The sequence below is a fragment of the Paenibacillus sp. JNU01 genome (genome assembly GCF_059130585.1).
Window position 1 is genome coordinate 3166963 of record NZ_CP169723.1, and the last position, 16753, is coordinate 3183715.

At 47.2% G+C, this 16753-nt stretch carries 21 protein-coding genes and 1 other annotated feature; of the genes, 1 reads left to right on the plus strand and 20 read right to left on the minus strand.

Features of this window, described 5'->3' with window-relative positions; translation table 11 throughout:
• Positions 1-23: 23 nt before the first annotated feature.
• From rplL to NLBNIHML_RS13955, 17 genes are all read right to left on the minus strand, one after another.
• A complete protein-coding gene (rplL, locus tag NLBNIHML_RS13875; protein ID WP_278298116.1) occupies positions 24-386 on the minus strand; it encodes a 50S ribosomal protein L7/L12 in 363 nt (120 codons plus the stop codon).
• A 71-nt stretch (positions 387-457) separates the two neighbouring features.
• Positions 458-961: a 50S ribosomal protein L10 gene (gene rplJ / locus NLBNIHML_RS13880; RefSeq protein ID WP_278298115.1), complete on the minus strand. Its 504-nt coding sequence runs from the start codon at positions 959-961 to the stop codon at positions 458-460.
• Positions 962-985: 24 nt separating this feature from the next.
• Positions 986-1132, minus strand: a sequence feature (ribosomal protein L10 leader region).
• A 68-nt stretch (positions 1133-1200) separates the two neighbouring features.
• Positions 1201-1893 (minus strand): 50S ribosomal protein L1, encoded by a 693-nt coding sequence (gene rplA / locus NLBNIHML_RS13885; protein WP_017692063.1) that lies wholly within the window; start codon positions 1891-1893, stop codon positions 1201-1203.
• Positions 1894-1987: 94 nt separating this feature from the next.
• Positions 1988-2413 carry a 50S ribosomal protein L11 gene (gene rplK, locus NLBNIHML_RS13890; protein ID WP_017692062.1) on the minus strand — a complete coding sequence of 142 codons (426 nt, stop codon included), beginning with the start codon at positions 2411-2413 and terminating at the stop codon, positions 1988-1990.
• A gap of 68 nt (positions 2414-2481) precedes the next feature.
• Entirely contained in the window at positions 2482-3015 is a 534-nt protein-coding gene (gene nusG, locus NLBNIHML_RS13895; RefSeq protein WP_024633599.1) for a transcription termination/antitermination protein NusG, read from the minus strand.
• A gap of 21 nt (positions 3016-3036) precedes the next feature.
• Entirely contained in the window at positions 3037-3228 is a 192-nt protein-coding gene (gene secE, locus NLBNIHML_RS13900; RefSeq protein ID WP_017692060.1) for a preprotein translocase subunit SecE, read from the minus strand.
• A 17-nt stretch (positions 3229-3245) separates the two neighbouring features.
• The gene (gene rpmG, locus NLBNIHML_RS13905; protein ID WP_072735843.1) at positions 3246-3395 is read right to left on the minus strand and encodes a 50S ribosomal protein L33; all 150 of its coding nucleotides are present in this window, start codon (positions 3393-3395) and stop codon (positions 3246-3248) included.
• A gap of 304 nt (positions 3396-3699) precedes the next feature.
• The gene (gene sigH / locus NLBNIHML_RS13910) at positions 3700-4344 is read right to left on the minus strand and encodes an RNA polymerase sporulation sigma factor SigH (protein WP_017692059.1); all 645 of its coding nucleotides are present in this window, start codon (positions 4342-4344) and stop codon (positions 3700-3702) included.
• Positions 4345-4515: 171 nt separating this feature from the next.
• Positions 4516-5037 (minus strand): NYN domain-containing protein, encoded by a 522-nt coding sequence (locus NLBNIHML_RS13915; protein WP_036607162.1) that lies wholly within the window; start codon positions 5035-5037, stop codon positions 4516-4518.
• 5 nt (positions 5038-5042) lie between these two features.
• Positions 5043-5789 carry a 23S rRNA (guanosine(2251)-2'-O)-methyltransferase RlmB gene (rlmB, locus tag NLBNIHML_RS13920; protein WP_339238014.1) on the minus strand — a complete coding sequence of 249 codons (747 nt, stop codon included), beginning with the start codon at positions 5787-5789 and terminating at the stop codon, positions 5043-5045.
• A 43-nt stretch (positions 5790-5832) separates the two neighbouring features.
• Positions 5833-6312 (minus strand): Mini-ribonuclease 3, encoded by a 480-nt coding sequence (locus NLBNIHML_RS13925; RefSeq protein ID WP_494354561.1) that lies wholly within the window; start codon positions 6310-6312, stop codon positions 5833-5835.
• Positions 6309-7709 (minus strand): cysteine--tRNA ligase, encoded by a 1401-nt coding sequence (gene cysS / locus NLBNIHML_RS13930; RefSeq protein ID WP_339257571.1) that lies wholly within the window; start codon positions 7707-7709, stop codon positions 6309-6311. The genes NLBNIHML_RS13925 and cysS overlap by 4 nt, the downstream gene beginning before the upstream one ends.
• A 42-nt stretch (positions 7710-7751) precedes the next feature.
• Complete coding sequence (gene cysE, locus NLBNIHML_RS13935; RefSeq protein ID WP_339238019.1) at positions 7752-8411, minus strand: serine O-acetyltransferase; 660 nt, start codon at positions 8409-8411, stop codon at positions 7752-7754.
• A gap of 536 nt (positions 8412-8947) precedes the next feature.
• Entirely contained in the window at positions 8948-10405 is a 1458-nt protein-coding gene (gene gltX, locus NLBNIHML_RS13940) for a glutamate--tRNA ligase (RefSeq protein WP_494354562.1), read from the minus strand.
• 33 nt (positions 10406-10438) lie between these two features.
• On the minus strand, positions 10439-10915 hold the full coding sequence (gene ispF / locus NLBNIHML_RS13945) for a 2-C-methyl-D-erythritol 2,4-cyclodiphosphate synthase (protein ID WP_494354563.1): 477 nt from the start codon (positions 10913-10915) through the stop codon (positions 10439-10441).
• Positions 10912-11607 carry a 2-C-methyl-D-erythritol 4-phosphate cytidylyltransferase gene (gene ispD, locus NLBNIHML_RS13950; RefSeq protein ID WP_339238025.1) on the minus strand — a complete coding sequence of 232 codons (696 nt, stop codon included), beginning with the start codon at positions 11605-11607 and terminating at the stop codon, positions 10912-10914. Before ispD ends, ispF begins: the two co-directional genes overlap by 4 nt.
• Positions 11608-11689: 82 nt before the next feature.
• Positions 11690-12775, minus strand: a complete 1086-nt coding sequence (locus NLBNIHML_RS13955; protein ID WP_339238027.1) for a PIN/TRAM domain-containing protein — start codon at positions 12773-12775, stop codon at positions 11690-11692.
• Positions 12776-12949: 174 nt separating this feature from the next.
• Between NLBNIHML_RS13955 and NLBNIHML_RS13960 the strand changes: the two genes are divergently transcribed.
• Positions 12950-13345, plus strand: a complete 396-nt coding sequence (locus NLBNIHML_RS13960) for a nucleoside triphosphate pyrophosphohydrolase family protein (protein ID WP_017692049.1) — start codon at positions 12950-12952, stop codon at positions 13343-13345.
• 125 nt (positions 13346-13470) lie between these two features.
• Here the strand turns inward: NLBNIHML_RS13960 and pssA are convergent, their stop codons facing one another.
• From pssA to radA, 3 genes are read right to left on the minus strand one after another with little or no spacing between them, the layout of a single operon-like run.
• Positions 13471-14202, minus strand: a complete 732-nt coding sequence (gene pssA / locus NLBNIHML_RS13965) for a CDP-diacylglycerol--serine O-phosphatidyltransferase (protein ID WP_339238030.1) — start codon at positions 14200-14202, stop codon at positions 13471-13473.
• A 45-nt stretch (positions 14203-14247) separates the two neighbouring features.
• A complete protein-coding gene (gene disA, locus NLBNIHML_RS13970) occupies positions 14248-15324 on the minus strand; it encodes a DNA integrity scanning diadenylate cyclase DisA (RefSeq protein ID WP_062836168.1) in 1077 nt (358 codons plus the stop codon).
• A gap of 13 nt (positions 15325-15337) precedes the next feature.
• Positions 15338-16705, minus strand: coding sequence for a DNA repair protein RadA (radA, locus tag NLBNIHML_RS13975; RefSeq protein WP_036671578.1), 1368 nt, complete (start codon positions 16703-16705; stop codon positions 15338-15340).
• Positions 16706-16753: the final 48 nt, after the last annotated feature.

Below are 16753 nucleotides of genomic sequence, written 5' to 3' on the forward strand. Positions count from 1 at the left end.
TCATCTAGCTTATAAAAGCTAAATTATTTAACTTCGATTGTAGCGCCAGCTTCTTCAAGCTTAGCTTTAACCGCTTCTGCTTCTTCTTTAGCAACTTTTTCTTTCAATGCTTTTGGAGCGTTGTCAACCAGTTCTTTTGCTTCTTTCAGGCCAAGACCTGTGATTTCGCGAACTGCTTTGATAACGTTGATTTTGGAAGCACCAGCGTTAGTCAAGATTACGTCGAACTCGGATTGCTCAGCTTCAGCAGAAGCAGCGCCTGCACCTGCAGCAGCTACTGGAGCTGCAGCAGTTACGCCGAATTCTTCTTCGATTGCTTTAACAAGATCGTTCAATTCCAGTACAGTCATGCCTTTGATTGCTTCCAAGATTTGCTCTTTACTCATGAGTGAACCTCCATATATAATATTATTTTTTTAATTCATTTGCCGCCTAAGCAGCGTTCAGATCAAGTTGCTTACGCGCCTTGCTCTTCTTTTTCTGCAACTGCTTTAACCGCAAGCGCGAAGTTGCGCACTGGCGCTTGAAGCACGCTGAGGAGCATGGAAAGGAGTCCATCGCGGGATGGCAATTCTGCCAACGCCTTAACTTCTTGTACTCCGATTACGCGACCTTCTACGATAGCACCTTTCAATTCCAGTGCATCGTTCTTTTTCGCGAAGTCGTTCAGAATTTTAGCGGGAGCCACAACGTCGTCTGCGCTGAATGCAATTGCAGTAGGACCTGTAAGAACACTATCGAGTTCTGTCAGTTCTGCTGCTGCAGCTGCACGGCGAAGCAACGAGTTTTTCAGCACTTGGAATTCGATCCCTGCTTCACGAAGTTGCTTACGCAACTCAGTTACTTGGGCAACGTTCAATCCGCGATAGTCAACAACAACAGTTGTAACGCTCTCGCGCAATTTTGCTGTTACTGCATCAACGGACTCTTGTTTTGCTTGAATCACTTTTGCGTTTGCCAATCTGTACACCTCCTGGTCAAATTTATCCCATTAAGAAAAGCCTCCGTAGAATCACGAAGGCTTGATATATACTCATCATCGATTTGCATCGTTCTAAGTTCTATAATCACACCTCGGCAGGAAATTAAGCCTAATGGCACCTACTGTCTACGGCAAGCATATTCAAATGTCAACGGTCAGTCACTCGGACTCACAACTTTTATATCTTATCAAAAACAGGACAAGCCTGTCAAGAGATATTATCTAAAAGCTGCTGCGTTCACGCGTGCTCCAGGGCCCATCGTGGAAGAAAGACTAACATTCTTCAGATAAACACCTTTTGCTGCCGCTGGTTTAGCACGATTCAGAGCTTCCATGAGAGCTTTGAAGTTCTCATTAAGTTGCTCAGAAGAGAAAGAAGCTTTACCAATCGGTGCATGAATTTGACCTGCACGATCCAGACGATATTCGATTTTACCGGCTTTAATTTCTTGAACAGCCTTAGTTACATCGAAAGTTACCGTTCCGGCTTTAGGGTTAGGCATCAGACCTTTACCGCCGAGCAGTCGGCCCAATTTACCTACTTCACTCATCATATCTGGTGTCGCTACGCAGACGTCGAATTCGAACCAGCCTTGTTGGATTTTGTTGATCATGTCTGCATCACCAACATAGTCCGCGCCAGCCGCTTCCGCTTCTTTCGCTTTGTCACCTTTTGCAAATACCAATACGCGTTGTGTTTTACCTGTGCCGTGTGGCAAGACAACAACACCACGTACAGCCTGGTCTTGCTTACGAGGGTCTACACCCAAACGAACTGCCGCTTCGATTGTTTCATCGAATTTTGCAGTAGCTGCCTTTTTCACAAGCTCTACAGCTTCTGAAGGCTCGTAAGTTGCTTCGCTGTCAATCAGCTTAGCAGCTTCCAGGTATTTTTTACCGTGTTTAGCCATGTTTTATTCCTCCTTTGTGGTGTTAGCGGATATACCTCCCACATCAACCGGTCGCGAATCGACCGGTTTTACGAAGCCATGTTTCTTATGAAAATTAGTCTTCGATGGTGATACCCATGCTGCGGGCAGTACCTTCGACCATACGCATAGCGGACTCAACGTCTGCTGCATTCAGGTCAGGCATTTTTGTTTCTGCGATTTGACGAACCGCATCACGTTTAACAGTAGCAACTTTTTTCTTGTTCGGTTCTCCGGATCCTTTTTCAACTTTAGCTGCCACTTTCAACAGAACTGCTGCTGGTGGAGTTTTAGTGATGAAAGTAAAGGAACGGTCCTCGAATACAGAAATTTCAACTGGAATAATCAATCCTGCTTGATCAGCTGTACGAGCGTTGAATTCTTTACAGAATGCCATGATGTTGACACCTGCTTGACCCAAAGCTGGACCTACTGGTGGCGCTGGATTTGCTTTACCTGCTGGAATCTGCAGTTTTACCATTTTGATTACCTTTTTTGCCATGATTGACACCTCCTTGCAAAATAGTGGTTAACGGGCCTTGCAGCCCTCCCACAAGAAACTTGAAGAAACTATATCTTCTCCACTTGCGTATATTCCAACTCAAGCGGTGTTTCCCGTCCAAACATGTTTACGTGCACTTTCAACTTGCTTTTGTCTACCAAAATTTCTTCCACGGAGCCTACGAAATTCGCAAAAGGACCGACTTTAATACGCACGGATTCCTTAATATCGAACTCAATTTTCGGCTTAGGTTCAACCATGCCCATGTGCTTCAGAATTTGTTCCACTTCTTCAGGCAACAAAGCAGTTGGTTTGGACCCAGAACCTGTCGAACCGACAAATCCTGTAACACCTGGTGTGTTGCGAACAACATACCAAGAATCATCCGTCTGTACCATTTCCACCAAGACATAACCCGGGTAAACTTTACGCATAACGGTTTTTTTCTTACCGTCCTTGTTTACCACTTCTTCTTCCATAGGAACAAGAACGCGGAATATCTTGTCTTCCATGCCCATAGACTCGACGCGTTTTTCCAAATTGGCCTTGACCTTGTTCTCATACCCTGAATAGGTATGAACGACGTACCATCTTTTTTCCATATCAAGCCACCGGAACCCTTCTTAAATAATCGCTTCGATCACAAAGGAGATGCCAATGTCAATGACCCAAAAAAACAGCGTCATAACCACAACAGTACCAAGTACGATCAATGTGTAGTTGGTCAGCTCTTTACGATTAGGCCAGCGAACTTTTTTAAGTTCAGCCCAGCTTTCTGAGAAAAAGGAAATCAGAGATTTGAAACTTCGTTTCACGCCGACACCTCCAAAAACTATCTGGTTTCGCGATGAGAAGTCTGCTCGTTACAAAACTTGCAAAATTTCTTCATCTCCATGCGGTCGGGGTGATTACGCTTGTTTTTTGTCGTAGTGTAATTTCTTTGTTTGCAGTTAGTACAAGCCAAAGTAATAATTACCCGCATGATGTACACCTCCCGAAGACTTCCACATTCAAGCAGAGTCTCTAAATTGATCCTGAAAAAAAGCCATAAATTTAGGCCTACCTAAAACACTTTATCACAAGGGTATAACCATGTCAATGAAAGAATAGCCTTTCATTCATTGGGTATTACTTCCGTACAACGTACATTCGTTTCGCATCTCTGTTTTTCTCTTCTCCTATACGGACCGAGCGATTACTAGTATAAACATTCTTTGATTTTATAAACTTGAGACAGTAAAAAAAGACTCAAACACCGAGCCTTTTCCATCAACGACAACATGTGTTCAATTATCTCGAACTTCCAGGTACTTTTCAAGTTTGCGCTTGACGCGCTGAAGTGCATTATCAATGGACTTCACATGTCTGTCCAAATCTACTGCAATCTCTTGATAAGATCTCCCGTCCAGATACAACATCAATACTTTACGCTCCAGATCACTTAGAATCTCGGACATTTTATCTTCCAGGCCCACAAACTCTTCCTGATTGATGATTAATTCTTCCGGATCACTGACCTGGGTTCCACAAATCACATCGAGTAACGTACGATCAGACTCTTCGTCATAAATGGGCTTGTCCAGAGATACATAAGAATTAAGCGGAATATGCTTCTGACGTGTTGCTGTCTTAATCGCCGTGATAATCTGTCTTGTAATACACAGTTCAGCAAAAGCCTTGAATGAAGCCAGCTTGTCCCCTTTAAAATCTCGAATGGATTTATAGAGGCCAATCATTCCTTCTTGAATAATATCTTCCCGGTCTGCCCCAATCAGAAAATAAGATCTAGCCTTGGCGCGTACAAAGTTACGATACTTGTTAATCAAAAACTCTAACGCTTCGCTTTCGCCTTCACGGAAAGCTTCGACAATGTCTTCGTCACTTTGGTAATCATACTTAGATAACATGATATCTTTGAGGTCGACACTCACAGACAATCCCTCCGGCTGCAACGCAAGGTACCCCGTTACTCTACTCTATGAAATATAGGATCAGTATATATGATGGTACCTCACACCGTCAACCACGCTCTGCCTAAAAAAGAACATCAATAACATAAATGTCAAGAGTTTCAATATTCTAATTTTTGTAAAAACGAACTGTTATTCCCGGCGCCACCGCTCAAACTCTTTCAATACATCCGGACTCAACTTGCCCCCGAGTGTATTACGCGTGGTCTTCGCCTGATCTTCTTCCAGTCGTTTTTTTAATTCTTTTTCGTTCTGCTCAACCTCAATGAGCAGTTCCCTTGCAGATACGCGTAGCGCTCCCTGTCCGAAAATGACATGTTGCTCTACCATATCGCTCGTAGCCACATAGATTTGGCGTCTTCGCATGCTTAGTTCCCGAACGAGTCTCTCAATGCATTCGTCTGCCGTCTCTTTTTCCTTTGTAAAATATATCTGCACTTTGCTCTGTGTAAAGGATTTACCGAGTCCAGGCACGAGGTAGGCGTCAAACACAACAATGACTCGCCGGCCGGAGAAAGCCTGATAGTCGGCAAGACGAAAAAGAAGCCTGTTGCGCGCCTCTTCTAGCCCACTTTCTGCCAGTTTGGTTAACTCCGGCCAGTCGCCAATCATGTTGTACCCGTCTACAAGAAGCACATCACGGGAATCAGCCATACCTTCTATTCCTGCGCTTGACGCGAGCGGAGCACTTCATACATGACAACACCCGCTGCCACGGAAGCATTCAAGGAGTTAATCTGACCTTGCATCGGTAATTTGATCAGTACGTCGCATTTCTCACGAATAAGTCGTCCCATTCCCTTGTTTTCATTCCCGATTACCAGTGCAACAGGGCCAGTAAAGACTCCATTACCAAAGACACCTTCATGAGCCGTGACATCTGTCCCTACAACCCATACACCTTCCTCTTTGAGACGATCAATGGTCTGACCAAGATTACTTACACGAGCCACTGGCACGTACTCCACAGCGCCTGCTGACGTTTTGGATACCGTTGCTGTTACTGCTGCCGAGCGACGTTTGGGTACAATAACGCCATGTGCACCCGTGCAGTCCGCTGTCCGCAAAATCGACCCCAGGTTATGAGGATCTTCGATCTCATCCAGCAGAATCAGGAAAGGATGCTCATTCTTCGCTTTCGCTGCGGCAAGAATGTCTTCTACCTCCACATAAGCGTATGGTGCAGCTTGTGCAACTACCCCCTGATGCTGAATGCCTGGTACCGTTTGATCCAGCTTACGCTTGTCCACATGTTGAATGACAATACCTAGTTTTTTGGCTTCCGAGATAATAGGTTGAGTCAGATGTTTCTGTGCTGTATCGGCAATCCATATTTTATTAATGGTCCGGCCTGAACGCAGCGCCTCCGTCACGGAGTGTTTACCCGCGATCCATTCTTCTTCCATCGTTGTTCGTTCCTCTCTGTAATGCGTTGTTTTGTTGAAATTTCTATTTTTTTGTCGGCGAAGACGATTGTTGTTCCGCGTGTTCAATGCCAAGCCTAATCAGTTCAATCATGCGATCATGATGACCACTGCTGTAGAGATAACCAATGAGACATTCAAAAGCCGTGGCATGTCTATACTCCAACACATCTGCATTTTTGGGTACACTACCCGACTTGGCATTCCGCCCTTGCCGGACAATATCGCGTTCTTCCTCTGTCAGTTCAGCCTCAATCATTGCAAGAATGCGGCTCTGTGCCTTCGCTGATACCAATCCGGTTGCACTACGGTGCAGATGATTGGGACGCATGTTGGCTTTCGACAATAGATATTGACGAACAGCTACCTCATATACCGCGTCACCAATATAGGCCAGTGCAATAGGTGGAATCAACTTCGCAGGTCTGGACGGAGGATACGGGAACCATCCTCCCTCCGTGACCTGCTCCTGTTGTTTTGGTGTATTTGGATGTCCTTCGCTCATTTGCGCCGCCATCTCATACCCTGCGCCGTATCCTCAAGCAGAATGCCCCGTGCAGACAACTCATCACGAATTTCATCCGCTCTTGCCCAGTTTTTGGACTTGCGCGCTTCTACACGTTCTTCAATCAACTGTTCTACTTCCTCATCCAGAAGTTCTGGCTCTCCATCTGTATAGATGCGAAGCACAGCATTCAATTCACTGAACAATTCAAGGAGCGCACGTATGTCTGCCGCATTGACAACTTCCTGCTGTAACAGTTGATTGGCTTCCCCTGCCCACTCAAACATAGCAGTGATCGCATCAGGAGTATTGAAATCATCCTGCATCTTCTCATGATATTGCTGACGGATTTGGTCGAGTCTTGCCGCAAACTCTGCTGTGATATCCTGATCTACGGTTACCGCGCTCAGACGATGGTTCAGGTTACCTACAGCATTCGCAATCCGGTCCACACTATTCTGTGCCTGCTCCATCGTATCATCCGTGAAATTCAACGGGTTACGATAGTGGGTAGACAACATAAAGTAACGAATCGCTTCGCGTTTATATTGATTCCGCAAATCTTTAACAAGAACACCGTTACCAAGTGATTTCGACATCTTCTCGTTATCAATCCGGATGAATCCATTATGCATCCAGTAGTTCGCAAGTGGTTTACCTGTTAACACCTCGGATTGGGCGCATTCGCACTCATGGTGCGGGAACTGCAGATCCTGTCCACCCCCGTGAATGTCCAGTGTATCCCCAAGGTACTCCCTAGCCATGGCGGAGCACTCAATATGCCAACCTGGTCGACCATCGCCCCAAGGACTGGACCAATAGATCTCACCTGGTTTTGCAGCCTTCCAGAGCACGAAATCTTCGGGATGCTCTTTGCGCTCGTCCACACCTACACGGATTCCAAATTGCAGCTCCTGTAAATTTTGCTTCGATAGCTTACCATACTCGCTGAATTTGCCTGTACGGTAATAGACGTCACCGCCATTTTCGTATGCGAAACCTTTTTCAACCAACTCACGGATAAAATCAATAATGAGCGGCATGTTTTCCGTTACTCTCGGGTTGCTGCTTGCCTTGGGAATACCCAATCCCTCAAGGTCTTCATAGTAAGCTGCAATAAACTTCTCCGCGACGTGAGGAACGTCTGTTCCAAGTTGTTCGGCTTTGCGAATCAGCTTATCGTCCACATCCGTGAAGTTCACCACATAGTTTACATCATGTCCTGTCTGTTCCAGGTATCCACGAACCGTGTCGAAAAAGATAACCGGGCGTGCATTTCCAATATGAATATAGTCATATACCGTTGGTCCGCAGACATACATTTTTACTTTCCCTGGCTCTTGGGGAACAAATTCTTCTTTTGTACGACTCATCGTATTATAAATCTGAAGCGTCATGGTCACTTATCCTTTCATCCTATACTGCCTTTATTTATTGTATCACGTATCATGCACAGTCTCATTTGCACGGGCATTCTGCAGTGTACGTACTTCTTCCTGCAATCGTTCGAGTTCTTTTTGCATACCACGCAAGGAGTCAACGACCGGATCGGGCAATTGTTGACTGAGGCGGTCTACCCGTCGGCCATCCTGTTTAACAATTCTGCCCGGTATACCTACCACGGTACTATTGGAAGGGACCTCCTTAAGCACAACAGAGTTCGCCCCAATGTTGCTTTGATCCCCCACGCTAAATGAACCCAGCACCTTTGCCCCAGATGAGATAACCACATTATTACCAATGGTCGGATGTCTCTTTCCTTTTTCTTTCCCTGTTCCGCCAAGCGTAACCCCCTGATAGATAACAACATCATCGCCAATCTCACATGTTTCTCCAATAACGACGCCCATTCCATGGTCAATAAACAACCGATTCCCGATCGTAGCTCCAGGATGTATCTCAATCCCTGTCATAAAACGGCTAACCTGCGAAATGAACCTGGCCACCGAGAACCATCTTCGCTTGTATAAAAAATGAGCCATCCGGTGTGCCCATATCGCATGCAGCCCTGAGTAGGTTAGTACCACTTCAAACCAACCTCGGGCCGCCGGATCGTTTTCAAACACCGCCTGGATATCTGATCTGATCTTCTTGAACATGCTCGTTCCCCTCTTGTTCAGGTTCCCGTCCTCCGGCTTACCGGACGGCGCGTTCCTTTGGTAGTGTACTGCACACTCGCCTAAACAAAAAACGCCCCTGCAGCATTTAGCTGCAGAGGCGTTTATCGCGGTCCCACTCTGCTCGGTCCATTCTTAATAGAATGAGCCCTCAAGCGGTTTGGTAACGGAAACCAATCGTCACAACCTATCCTAACGTTTTCCCATGTCATGATCGACAAAGGCGGGGCTGGATTCGGCTGTGCAGCTCACGGGCGCATTTCGACTGATGGACAGTGGATGGTTCACAGCCACCGCATCCAAAGAAATCTCTCTTTGCCGCGGGACCATCCTCTCTGAATCTGTCCGGGTCAGTCTACTCCTCCCGATCTTTGCTGTTCTATTAGATAAATCATATCAATTATTCGTTGTGTTGTTATTATAGCGAAAAGGCCACAAACTGACAACAGCCGACTCCGTAATCCATACATCATAGGACTGTGATCAGATTCCGATTAACGGAATGCCCTCGAATAATCTTATTTTACTTGCGCGAGCAATCGTTCGATCACCGTATCACGACCCAGAAGCACGATCGTTTGGTTCAGATCACGTCCATGCGTCTGTCCAGTCAAGGCTACGCGAATTGGCATAAAGAGCTGTTTGCCCTTAAAGCCGGTTTCTTTCTGTACTTCCTTGATCAAGGCAGCCATTTTACTTGGCGTAAACTCTTCACTTGCCTGCACTTTATCAGCAAATGCCTTCAGCACAGTCGGTACCTGCTCTTCAGCGAGAACTGCGGCACCTTCAGTTTCCAGCTCAATCTCCGAACGGAAGAACACTTCCGACAATTCTACGATATCGGATGCAGCGTTCATCTGTTCCTGATAGAGATGCACGAGGGTATGCGCCCACTCTTTTTGCTCAGCGGACAGATCCCCAGGAAGGCGTCCTGCTTTTTGTAGATGCGGAATGGCCATCTCGGCGATACGTTCCGGATCAGCATGTTTGATATAGTGGTTGTTCAAGTGCGCCAGCTTGTGGGTATCAAATACCGCAGGGCTCTTGGACAGACGTTTCGTATCAAAAATGGAGATCAGTTGCTCTTGCGAGAAGATCTCTTCCTCCCCTTCCGGCGACCAGCCGAGCAGGGAAATGAAGTTAAACATCGCTTCAGGCAAATAGCCGAGCTGATCATATTGCTCGATAAACTGAATAACGGACTCATCCCGTTTACTCAGCTTCTTGTGATTTTCATTCACGATCAGCGTCATATGACCGAATTGCGGTGGCTCCCAGCCAAGCGCTTCATAGATCATCAGTTGACGCGGCGTGTTGGAGATGTGATCTTCCCCACGCAGGACGTGGGAGATCTTCATCAAGTGATCATCCACAGCAACAGCATAGTTGTACGTGGGAATGCCGTCTTTTTTCACAATGACGAAGTCGCCTGATTCCTTGCTGTTGAACGAGATTGTACCTTTAACCATGTCATCAAACGTATATATACGTTCTTCCGGCACACGGAAACGAATACTCGCTACGCGACCTTCCGCTTCAAACGCACTAATCTGCTCTGGAGTCAGATCACGGTGTTTGCCAGAATAACGCGGTGTTTCTCCACGTGCTGACTGCTCCTCGCGCTCTTGCTCCAATTCTTCTTCCGTGCAGAAGCAAGGGTAAGCCAGACCTTTATCCAGCAATTCCTGCGTATATTTACGATAGAGGTCCAGACGTTCCGTTTGACGGTATGGTCCGTATTCTCCGCCCACGTCAATACTTTCATCCCACTCGATTCCGAGCCATTTCAAGTATTTCAGCTGGCTTTCTTCACCACCGGCGATGTTCCGTTTCACGTCCGTATCTTCAATACGAATAATGAATTTACCGTTATTATGTTTGGCATATAGATAGTTAAACAGCGCCGTACGGGCATTCCCGATATGCAGGTGTCCCGTTGGACTCGGCGCGTAACGCACACGAATTTCCGTGCTCATATGATCCCCTCCGTCACGAATTAATTGATGATATCACACACGAACAAGGCAAACCACGGATTGAGTGGCAATGCCCTCTCCCCGTCCCGGGAATCCCAGTTGCTCTGTCGTAGTTGCTTTTACGTTCACCTGTGTTACATCCGCTTCCAGTGCCTTGGCAATCACCTCAGCCATCTTCGGGATGTAAGGAGCCATCTTCGGCTTTTGGGCAATAATCGTTGAATCGATATTGCCTAACCGATATCCGCGATCCTTCACAAGCTGCCATACATGCTCCAGCAATTTCAGGCTGTCGGCATCCTTGAATTCCGGATCGGTATCCGGGAAGTGCTTGCCGATATCCCCAAGTGCCAGCGCACCCAAAATGGCATCACTTATCGCGTGCAACAGCACGTCTGCGTCCGAGTGACCCAGCAGTCCTTTTTCATAAGGAATCGTTACTCCGCCAATAATACACGGGCGTCCCTCTACCAGCTGATGTACATCAAATCCCTGTCCTACACGTATCATCGCTTCTTCTCTCCCCCCAGCAAAAACGCAGCGTATTGCAAATCTTCCGGCGTTGTTAATTTGATATTTGTATAATTGCCTTCCACAACCTTGACCGACATACCCTGACGTTCAGCCAGCATGGCGTCATCTGTTCCCAGAAATCCGTCCTGCTCGGCTGATTCGTAGGCGGAGAGCAGGGAAGAAAGACGAAAAGCCTGCGGGGTTTGAATGCTCCACAGACTGCTGCGATCTGGTGTCGCCGTAACGACTCCCTCCGCATTCACTTGTTTGATCGTATCCTTCACGGGAACCGCCAGTACAGCTGCTCCACCACCGGCTATGGCAGCCGCCATGCATCCCTTGATCTGCTCATGGTTCACAAAAGGACGTACCCCGTCGTGAACGAGAACCCAATCCGTCCCAAGTGCCTCAAGGCCTTTATGGACAGAATGTTGTCTCTCTTTCCCTCCGGGGATAACATGGACACGTGAATCCAGTTGGTATTTTTTTACCCAATCCTGGCAGCGTTCAACATCTGCAGCTCCTGTGACCAGCACCATCTCGCGGATCTCGTCCAGCGCAGCAAATACCTCAAGCGTATGTATGAAAACGGGCTTGTCCTGCAGCAACAGAAACTGTTTGCTCTCGGTCGTCCCCATCCGGGTTCCGCGACCTGCTGCCACAATGACAACGCCCCACCCTTTATCCATGCCGCAATCCCTGCCTTGTCTGTCAGTTTATCGTTCAAAGATACACAATATCATTCAACGATACACTACCCATCATACCGCTTTATTGGGCTTTTTCCAACAGTTTCGGCTTGGCAAAAATCATTCGTCCCGCTGAAGTCTGCAACACACTGGTCACGAGCACTTCCATCATCATGCCAATATACTCGCGTCCGCCCTCCACAACGATCATTGTACCATCATCCAGATAGGCTACACCTTGACCATGCTCCTTGCCATCCTTGATGATCTGCACCATGATCTCCTCACCTGGCAGAACAACCGGCTTCACCGCATTGGCAAGATCATTAATGTTCAACACAGATACACCTTGGAGTTCGCACACTTTGTTCAGGTTAAAGTCATTGGTGACCACTTTGCCCTGAAGCACTTTAGCCAGTTTGACCAGTTTGCTGTCCACCTCGGAGATTTCCTCGAAATCCCCTTCGTAGATCAGGACTTTTACATCAAGTTCCTTCTGGATTTTGTTCAAAATGTCCAGTCCTCGCCGTCCTCTGTTCCGCTTGAGCAGATCCGATGAATCGGCAATATGCTGCAGCTCCTCCAGAACGAATTCCGGAATGACGATCGTGCCTTCAATAAATCCGGTTTTGCATATATCCGCGATACGCCCATCAATAATAACACTGGTATCCAGAATTTTATGTTCTTCCATTCGTCTATCCTCATCCACCTCGGGATGACCCCATCGCCCAGACATCCAGAATGCCCCCAGATCGTCTTTCTTCGCCATGGCAAGGGTGTAGCCGGAATAAGCACCAATCACCGTCAGTGCCACTTGTAGCACTTCTCCTGCCGTTCCCATCCATCCCACAACAGGGTATAACAACAAAGCCACCAGCAAGCCAGCAACGGTACCTGCGGCACCTGCCGCCAGTTCATTCATAGGTACTTTTGCCAATGATTCGATTCCACTATGCAGTCTGTCTGCCATCAATGTTCCACCAATATTACATACAGCCATAAACATTACAGCTCCCAGCAGCGTCGATATACCAGCTCCCAGTAATCCTGCGGACTGAATCCATTCCGCCATCCATGGGACTGATTTTCCTGCCAGATGATATGCCGTGTAGCCGAACCATGCACCGCACAATCCTGTAAAAGTTAAAATGCCTTTTTTCCACATTAGTCCCTGCACCTCCTTCAATGTATCTTGATCTTGATATCCAGTATGATCCAATTCCTAATTTGCTAATCCCTTCCGGAAGAACTTTTTGGAAATGTTGCAATCGTCAGTTGAAAGTAGGTAAATTATTGGCATATAATGAATTCAATTCATATCCCGAGGTGAGTGGCAAAAATGAGTACGCTAAGTTTACAGGCTTTCCAGGATCAAGTTTCTGAACTGTTGTTGCGTCATCGCAGCCTGATTGATGTACTGTCCAAAACGGGACAAGCCGGAGCGTCTGTTAACCGTGCCGTGTCCAAAGCCATTACCGAATGCGGCTGCATCGAGCTGCACGCCACCAAGCAGAAATATGCCCCGGAGAGCGATATCGCTCAAACCAAGGGCCTGCTGGAAACGCATGTGGAAGGTGAATTGTGTGAGAATTGCCGAGAGGTCATCAGCTCTGAACTAGGGCGGAATCTGTTCTACATGTCGGCTCTCTGCAATCTACTGGACATTAACATGGAAGAGGTCGTAAATCACGAATCACAGAAGTGTTCAACGTTAGGGATGTTTAATCTGTCGTAAGAAGATATGTAGGTCGTTCGCAAGGGTTTCTTTTACCGTAAATAGATTGAATAAACAAAAAGCACGCATTCTCCAATGCAGGAGAGTACGTGCTTTCTTTGTCTAGTGTCTGTCACCAAGGTTACTTAACGATCGGAAGGACGGGATGATTTCTCATCCTTGCGCTTTTTCGCCCGACTACGCGAGGCCGCTGTTCGCAGGTTATGCTTCATTCCATACAAGGCGTATAACACCAACGGAATAAAGATCAATTTGGATAGCTGCTCCGGGAAAATCACGGCTACGGCTATGGCAAATAACACAACCCATGGGGCAATCCAGATTGCCTTGCGTGGCAACCCGACCTTTTTGAAATTGGGATATTTAAGCGAACTGACCATCAGATACGATAACAGCAATGTAGCAATCATCATGCTGATGGGACCGATATCCTTGTTAAACAAGGACAATGTGGCCAGCACTCCGCCGGCTGCCGGAATCGGCAAACCTGTGAAGTACCCGGGGATCCCCGGACGAACATTAAACCGGGCAAGACGAATCGCCCCACAGATCGGAAAAGCCGCTGTTGCAATCCAGGCGAGGATCGGCATCGAATCTTGAAACGACACCATAAATATGATCAGGGCTGGTGCTGCCCCAAAGGAAACCATGTCAGACAAGGAATCAAGTTCCTTACCGAATTCGCTCTGGGCATTGAGTGCACGTGCCACTCGGCCATCCAGACCATCCAGCAGCATCGCTACAATGACCATAATGGCAGCCAAACTGTAATTTCCATCAATCGCAAGCAAAATTGCCATCATTCCAAGAAACAGATTACCCAGGGTAAAGAGATTCGGAATGAATCTGGTTAGCATCGTTGTTTCACCTCATCCATTTCAAGCCTTTATATAGGCAAAACCTTACATCTGTCTGTCGATAAACATCTGCTCCTGCAAACGTTTGAGGCCTTCCTTAATGGTCCGGGCTCGAACTTCACCAATACCGTCCACTTCGTCCAGTTCTTCAATTGTAGCCATAATAACATGAGGTAGTTGTTCAAATTGATCCACCAGGTTATGGATAATGACATTGGGCAGACGGGGGATCTTATTTAATACCCGGAATCCGCGAGGTGCAACCGAATCCTCTGACGTGGCCGCTGATGAAGGATAACCGAGCAGACGGACAATATGGTGTGCATCCAGTAATTCATCGTCCGACAATCTTTTCAGTCCCACGATAATTTCACGGATTTTGTCATCACTGTCGTCACGGGCATAGTCTTTATACAACAACCAGGCTTCTTCTTCCGTTGTACCCACAAGCTCTTCCATTTGCATGGAGATGAGTCGTCCCTCATTCCCGAGTTCATGAATGTATCGTTTGATCTCCGTTTTGATCCGCATCACCATCTCGGTACGCTGAATCACATTGACCACTTCAGGAATCGTCACCAATTCCTCAAATTCAGAGGCACTCAGATTCGTAAGGGACTGTGTTAATACCGCTTTGTATTTCTCCAGGGTTTGAATCGCTTGATTCGCTTTGGTCAAAATAACCCCGATTTCCTTGAGGGAATAACGAAGTGTTCCCTGATACAAGGTAATGATATTCCGGCGCTGTGATATGGATACGACCAATTTACCCGTTTGCTTCGCTACACGCTCTGCCGTCCGGTGACGAATGCCCGTCTCTGATGAAGAGATTGAGGAATCGGGAATTAACTGGGTATTGGCGTAAAGAATACGCTTCAAATCTTCGCTAAGAATAATGGCTCCATCCATCTTAGCGAGTTCGTACAGATAGTTGGGGGAGAAGTCACAGTTAATCGAGAATCCCCCATCCACCACTTCCATGACTTCAGGGCTGTATCCTACAACAAGCAGTGCGCCCGTCTTGGCGCGCAGCACATTTTCCAGACCTTCGCGGAAAGGTGTACCTGGTGCGATCAGCCTTAATAATTCATTCATATTATCCAATTGGCTCGAATCTTTCATCTTGTTATGCCCCCTAATCTAAAGCAACCGCTAGTGCATCTGCCACGGTATTCACACCGATCAGTTGTATCCCGCGAGGATGTTTCCAGCCCTTTAAGCTTTTTTCTGGTAAAATAACACGCTTGAAGCCCAGCTTCGCGGCTTCCTTCACTCGTTGTTCTGCTCGTGATACGGCTCGAACTTCACCTGTGAGACCAATCTCGCCAAAGATGACGTCATCCGGCTTGGTCGGTACATCTCTCAAACTGGAGGCAATGCTGACCGCAACCGCCAAATCTACCGCGGGCTCATCCAGCCTTACTCCACCAGCCACGTTAAGATATGCATCCTGGGTTTGTAAAAACATGCCCATCCGTTTCTCCAGCACGGCAATGATCAGATTTAATCGATGCAAGTCTACTCCTGTTGCCATACGGCGGGGAGAAGGGAAATGGGTGGTCGAGATCAACGCCTGCAATTCCACAAGCAGAGGTCGTGTGCCCTCCATGCTGGCAACTACCGTAGAACCCGCTACACCCAGTGGCCGTTCCGACAAAAAGAGTTCTGACGGGTTGCCCACCTCACGAAGTCCATCCTCGCCCATCTCAAAAATGCCAATCTCATTGGTTGAACCAAAACGGTTCTTCACCGCACGCAACAGTCGATACGTATGATGCCGTTCTCCTTCAAAATAAAGCACGCAATCCACCATATGTTCTAACATACGTGGACCGGCAATGGCACCTTCTTTGGTAACATGCCCCACAAGAACCGTTGCAATGCCTCTGCCTTTGGCAATCCGCATGAACCTAGACGTACATTCCCTTACCTGGGCTACACTACCCGGCGCACTGGTAACTTCGGGAAGATACACCGTCTGAATGGAGTCGATGACAAGAAAATGCGGCTGGATCTGATCCACCGCTTCCTCTACACGTTCCATATTGGTTTCACACAGCACATACAACTCGGCAGAGAGTGCCCCGAGACGATCCGCCCGCAATTTGGTTTGCTTGACTGATTCCTCACCAGAAACATATAACACACGTAGACCCGAATGCGTCAAAGCATGAGACGTCTGCAACATCAACGTTGATTTACCGATACCTGGGTCTCCACCCACCAGAACGAGTGAACCTGGAACGATTCCGCCACCCAATACCCGGTTCAACTCGCCGATTCCAGTCTGTACACGCGGTTCCTGACCGCTATCTATATCTATGATAGGAAGCGGTTTATCTTTACTGTCAAACAGAGGAGAATTTCTCCCTTGTGTTTTGACGACCGTCTCTGTTTCTTCCACCATTGAATTCCATGACTGACAACCCGGACACTTCCCGTACCACTTGGGGGCTTCATAGCCGCATTCCGTACATTGAAACTTGGTTTTAACTTTGGCCACTTCAGCACTCCTATAATTTAGTTTTATAACAGCATTTTGCATTATTCG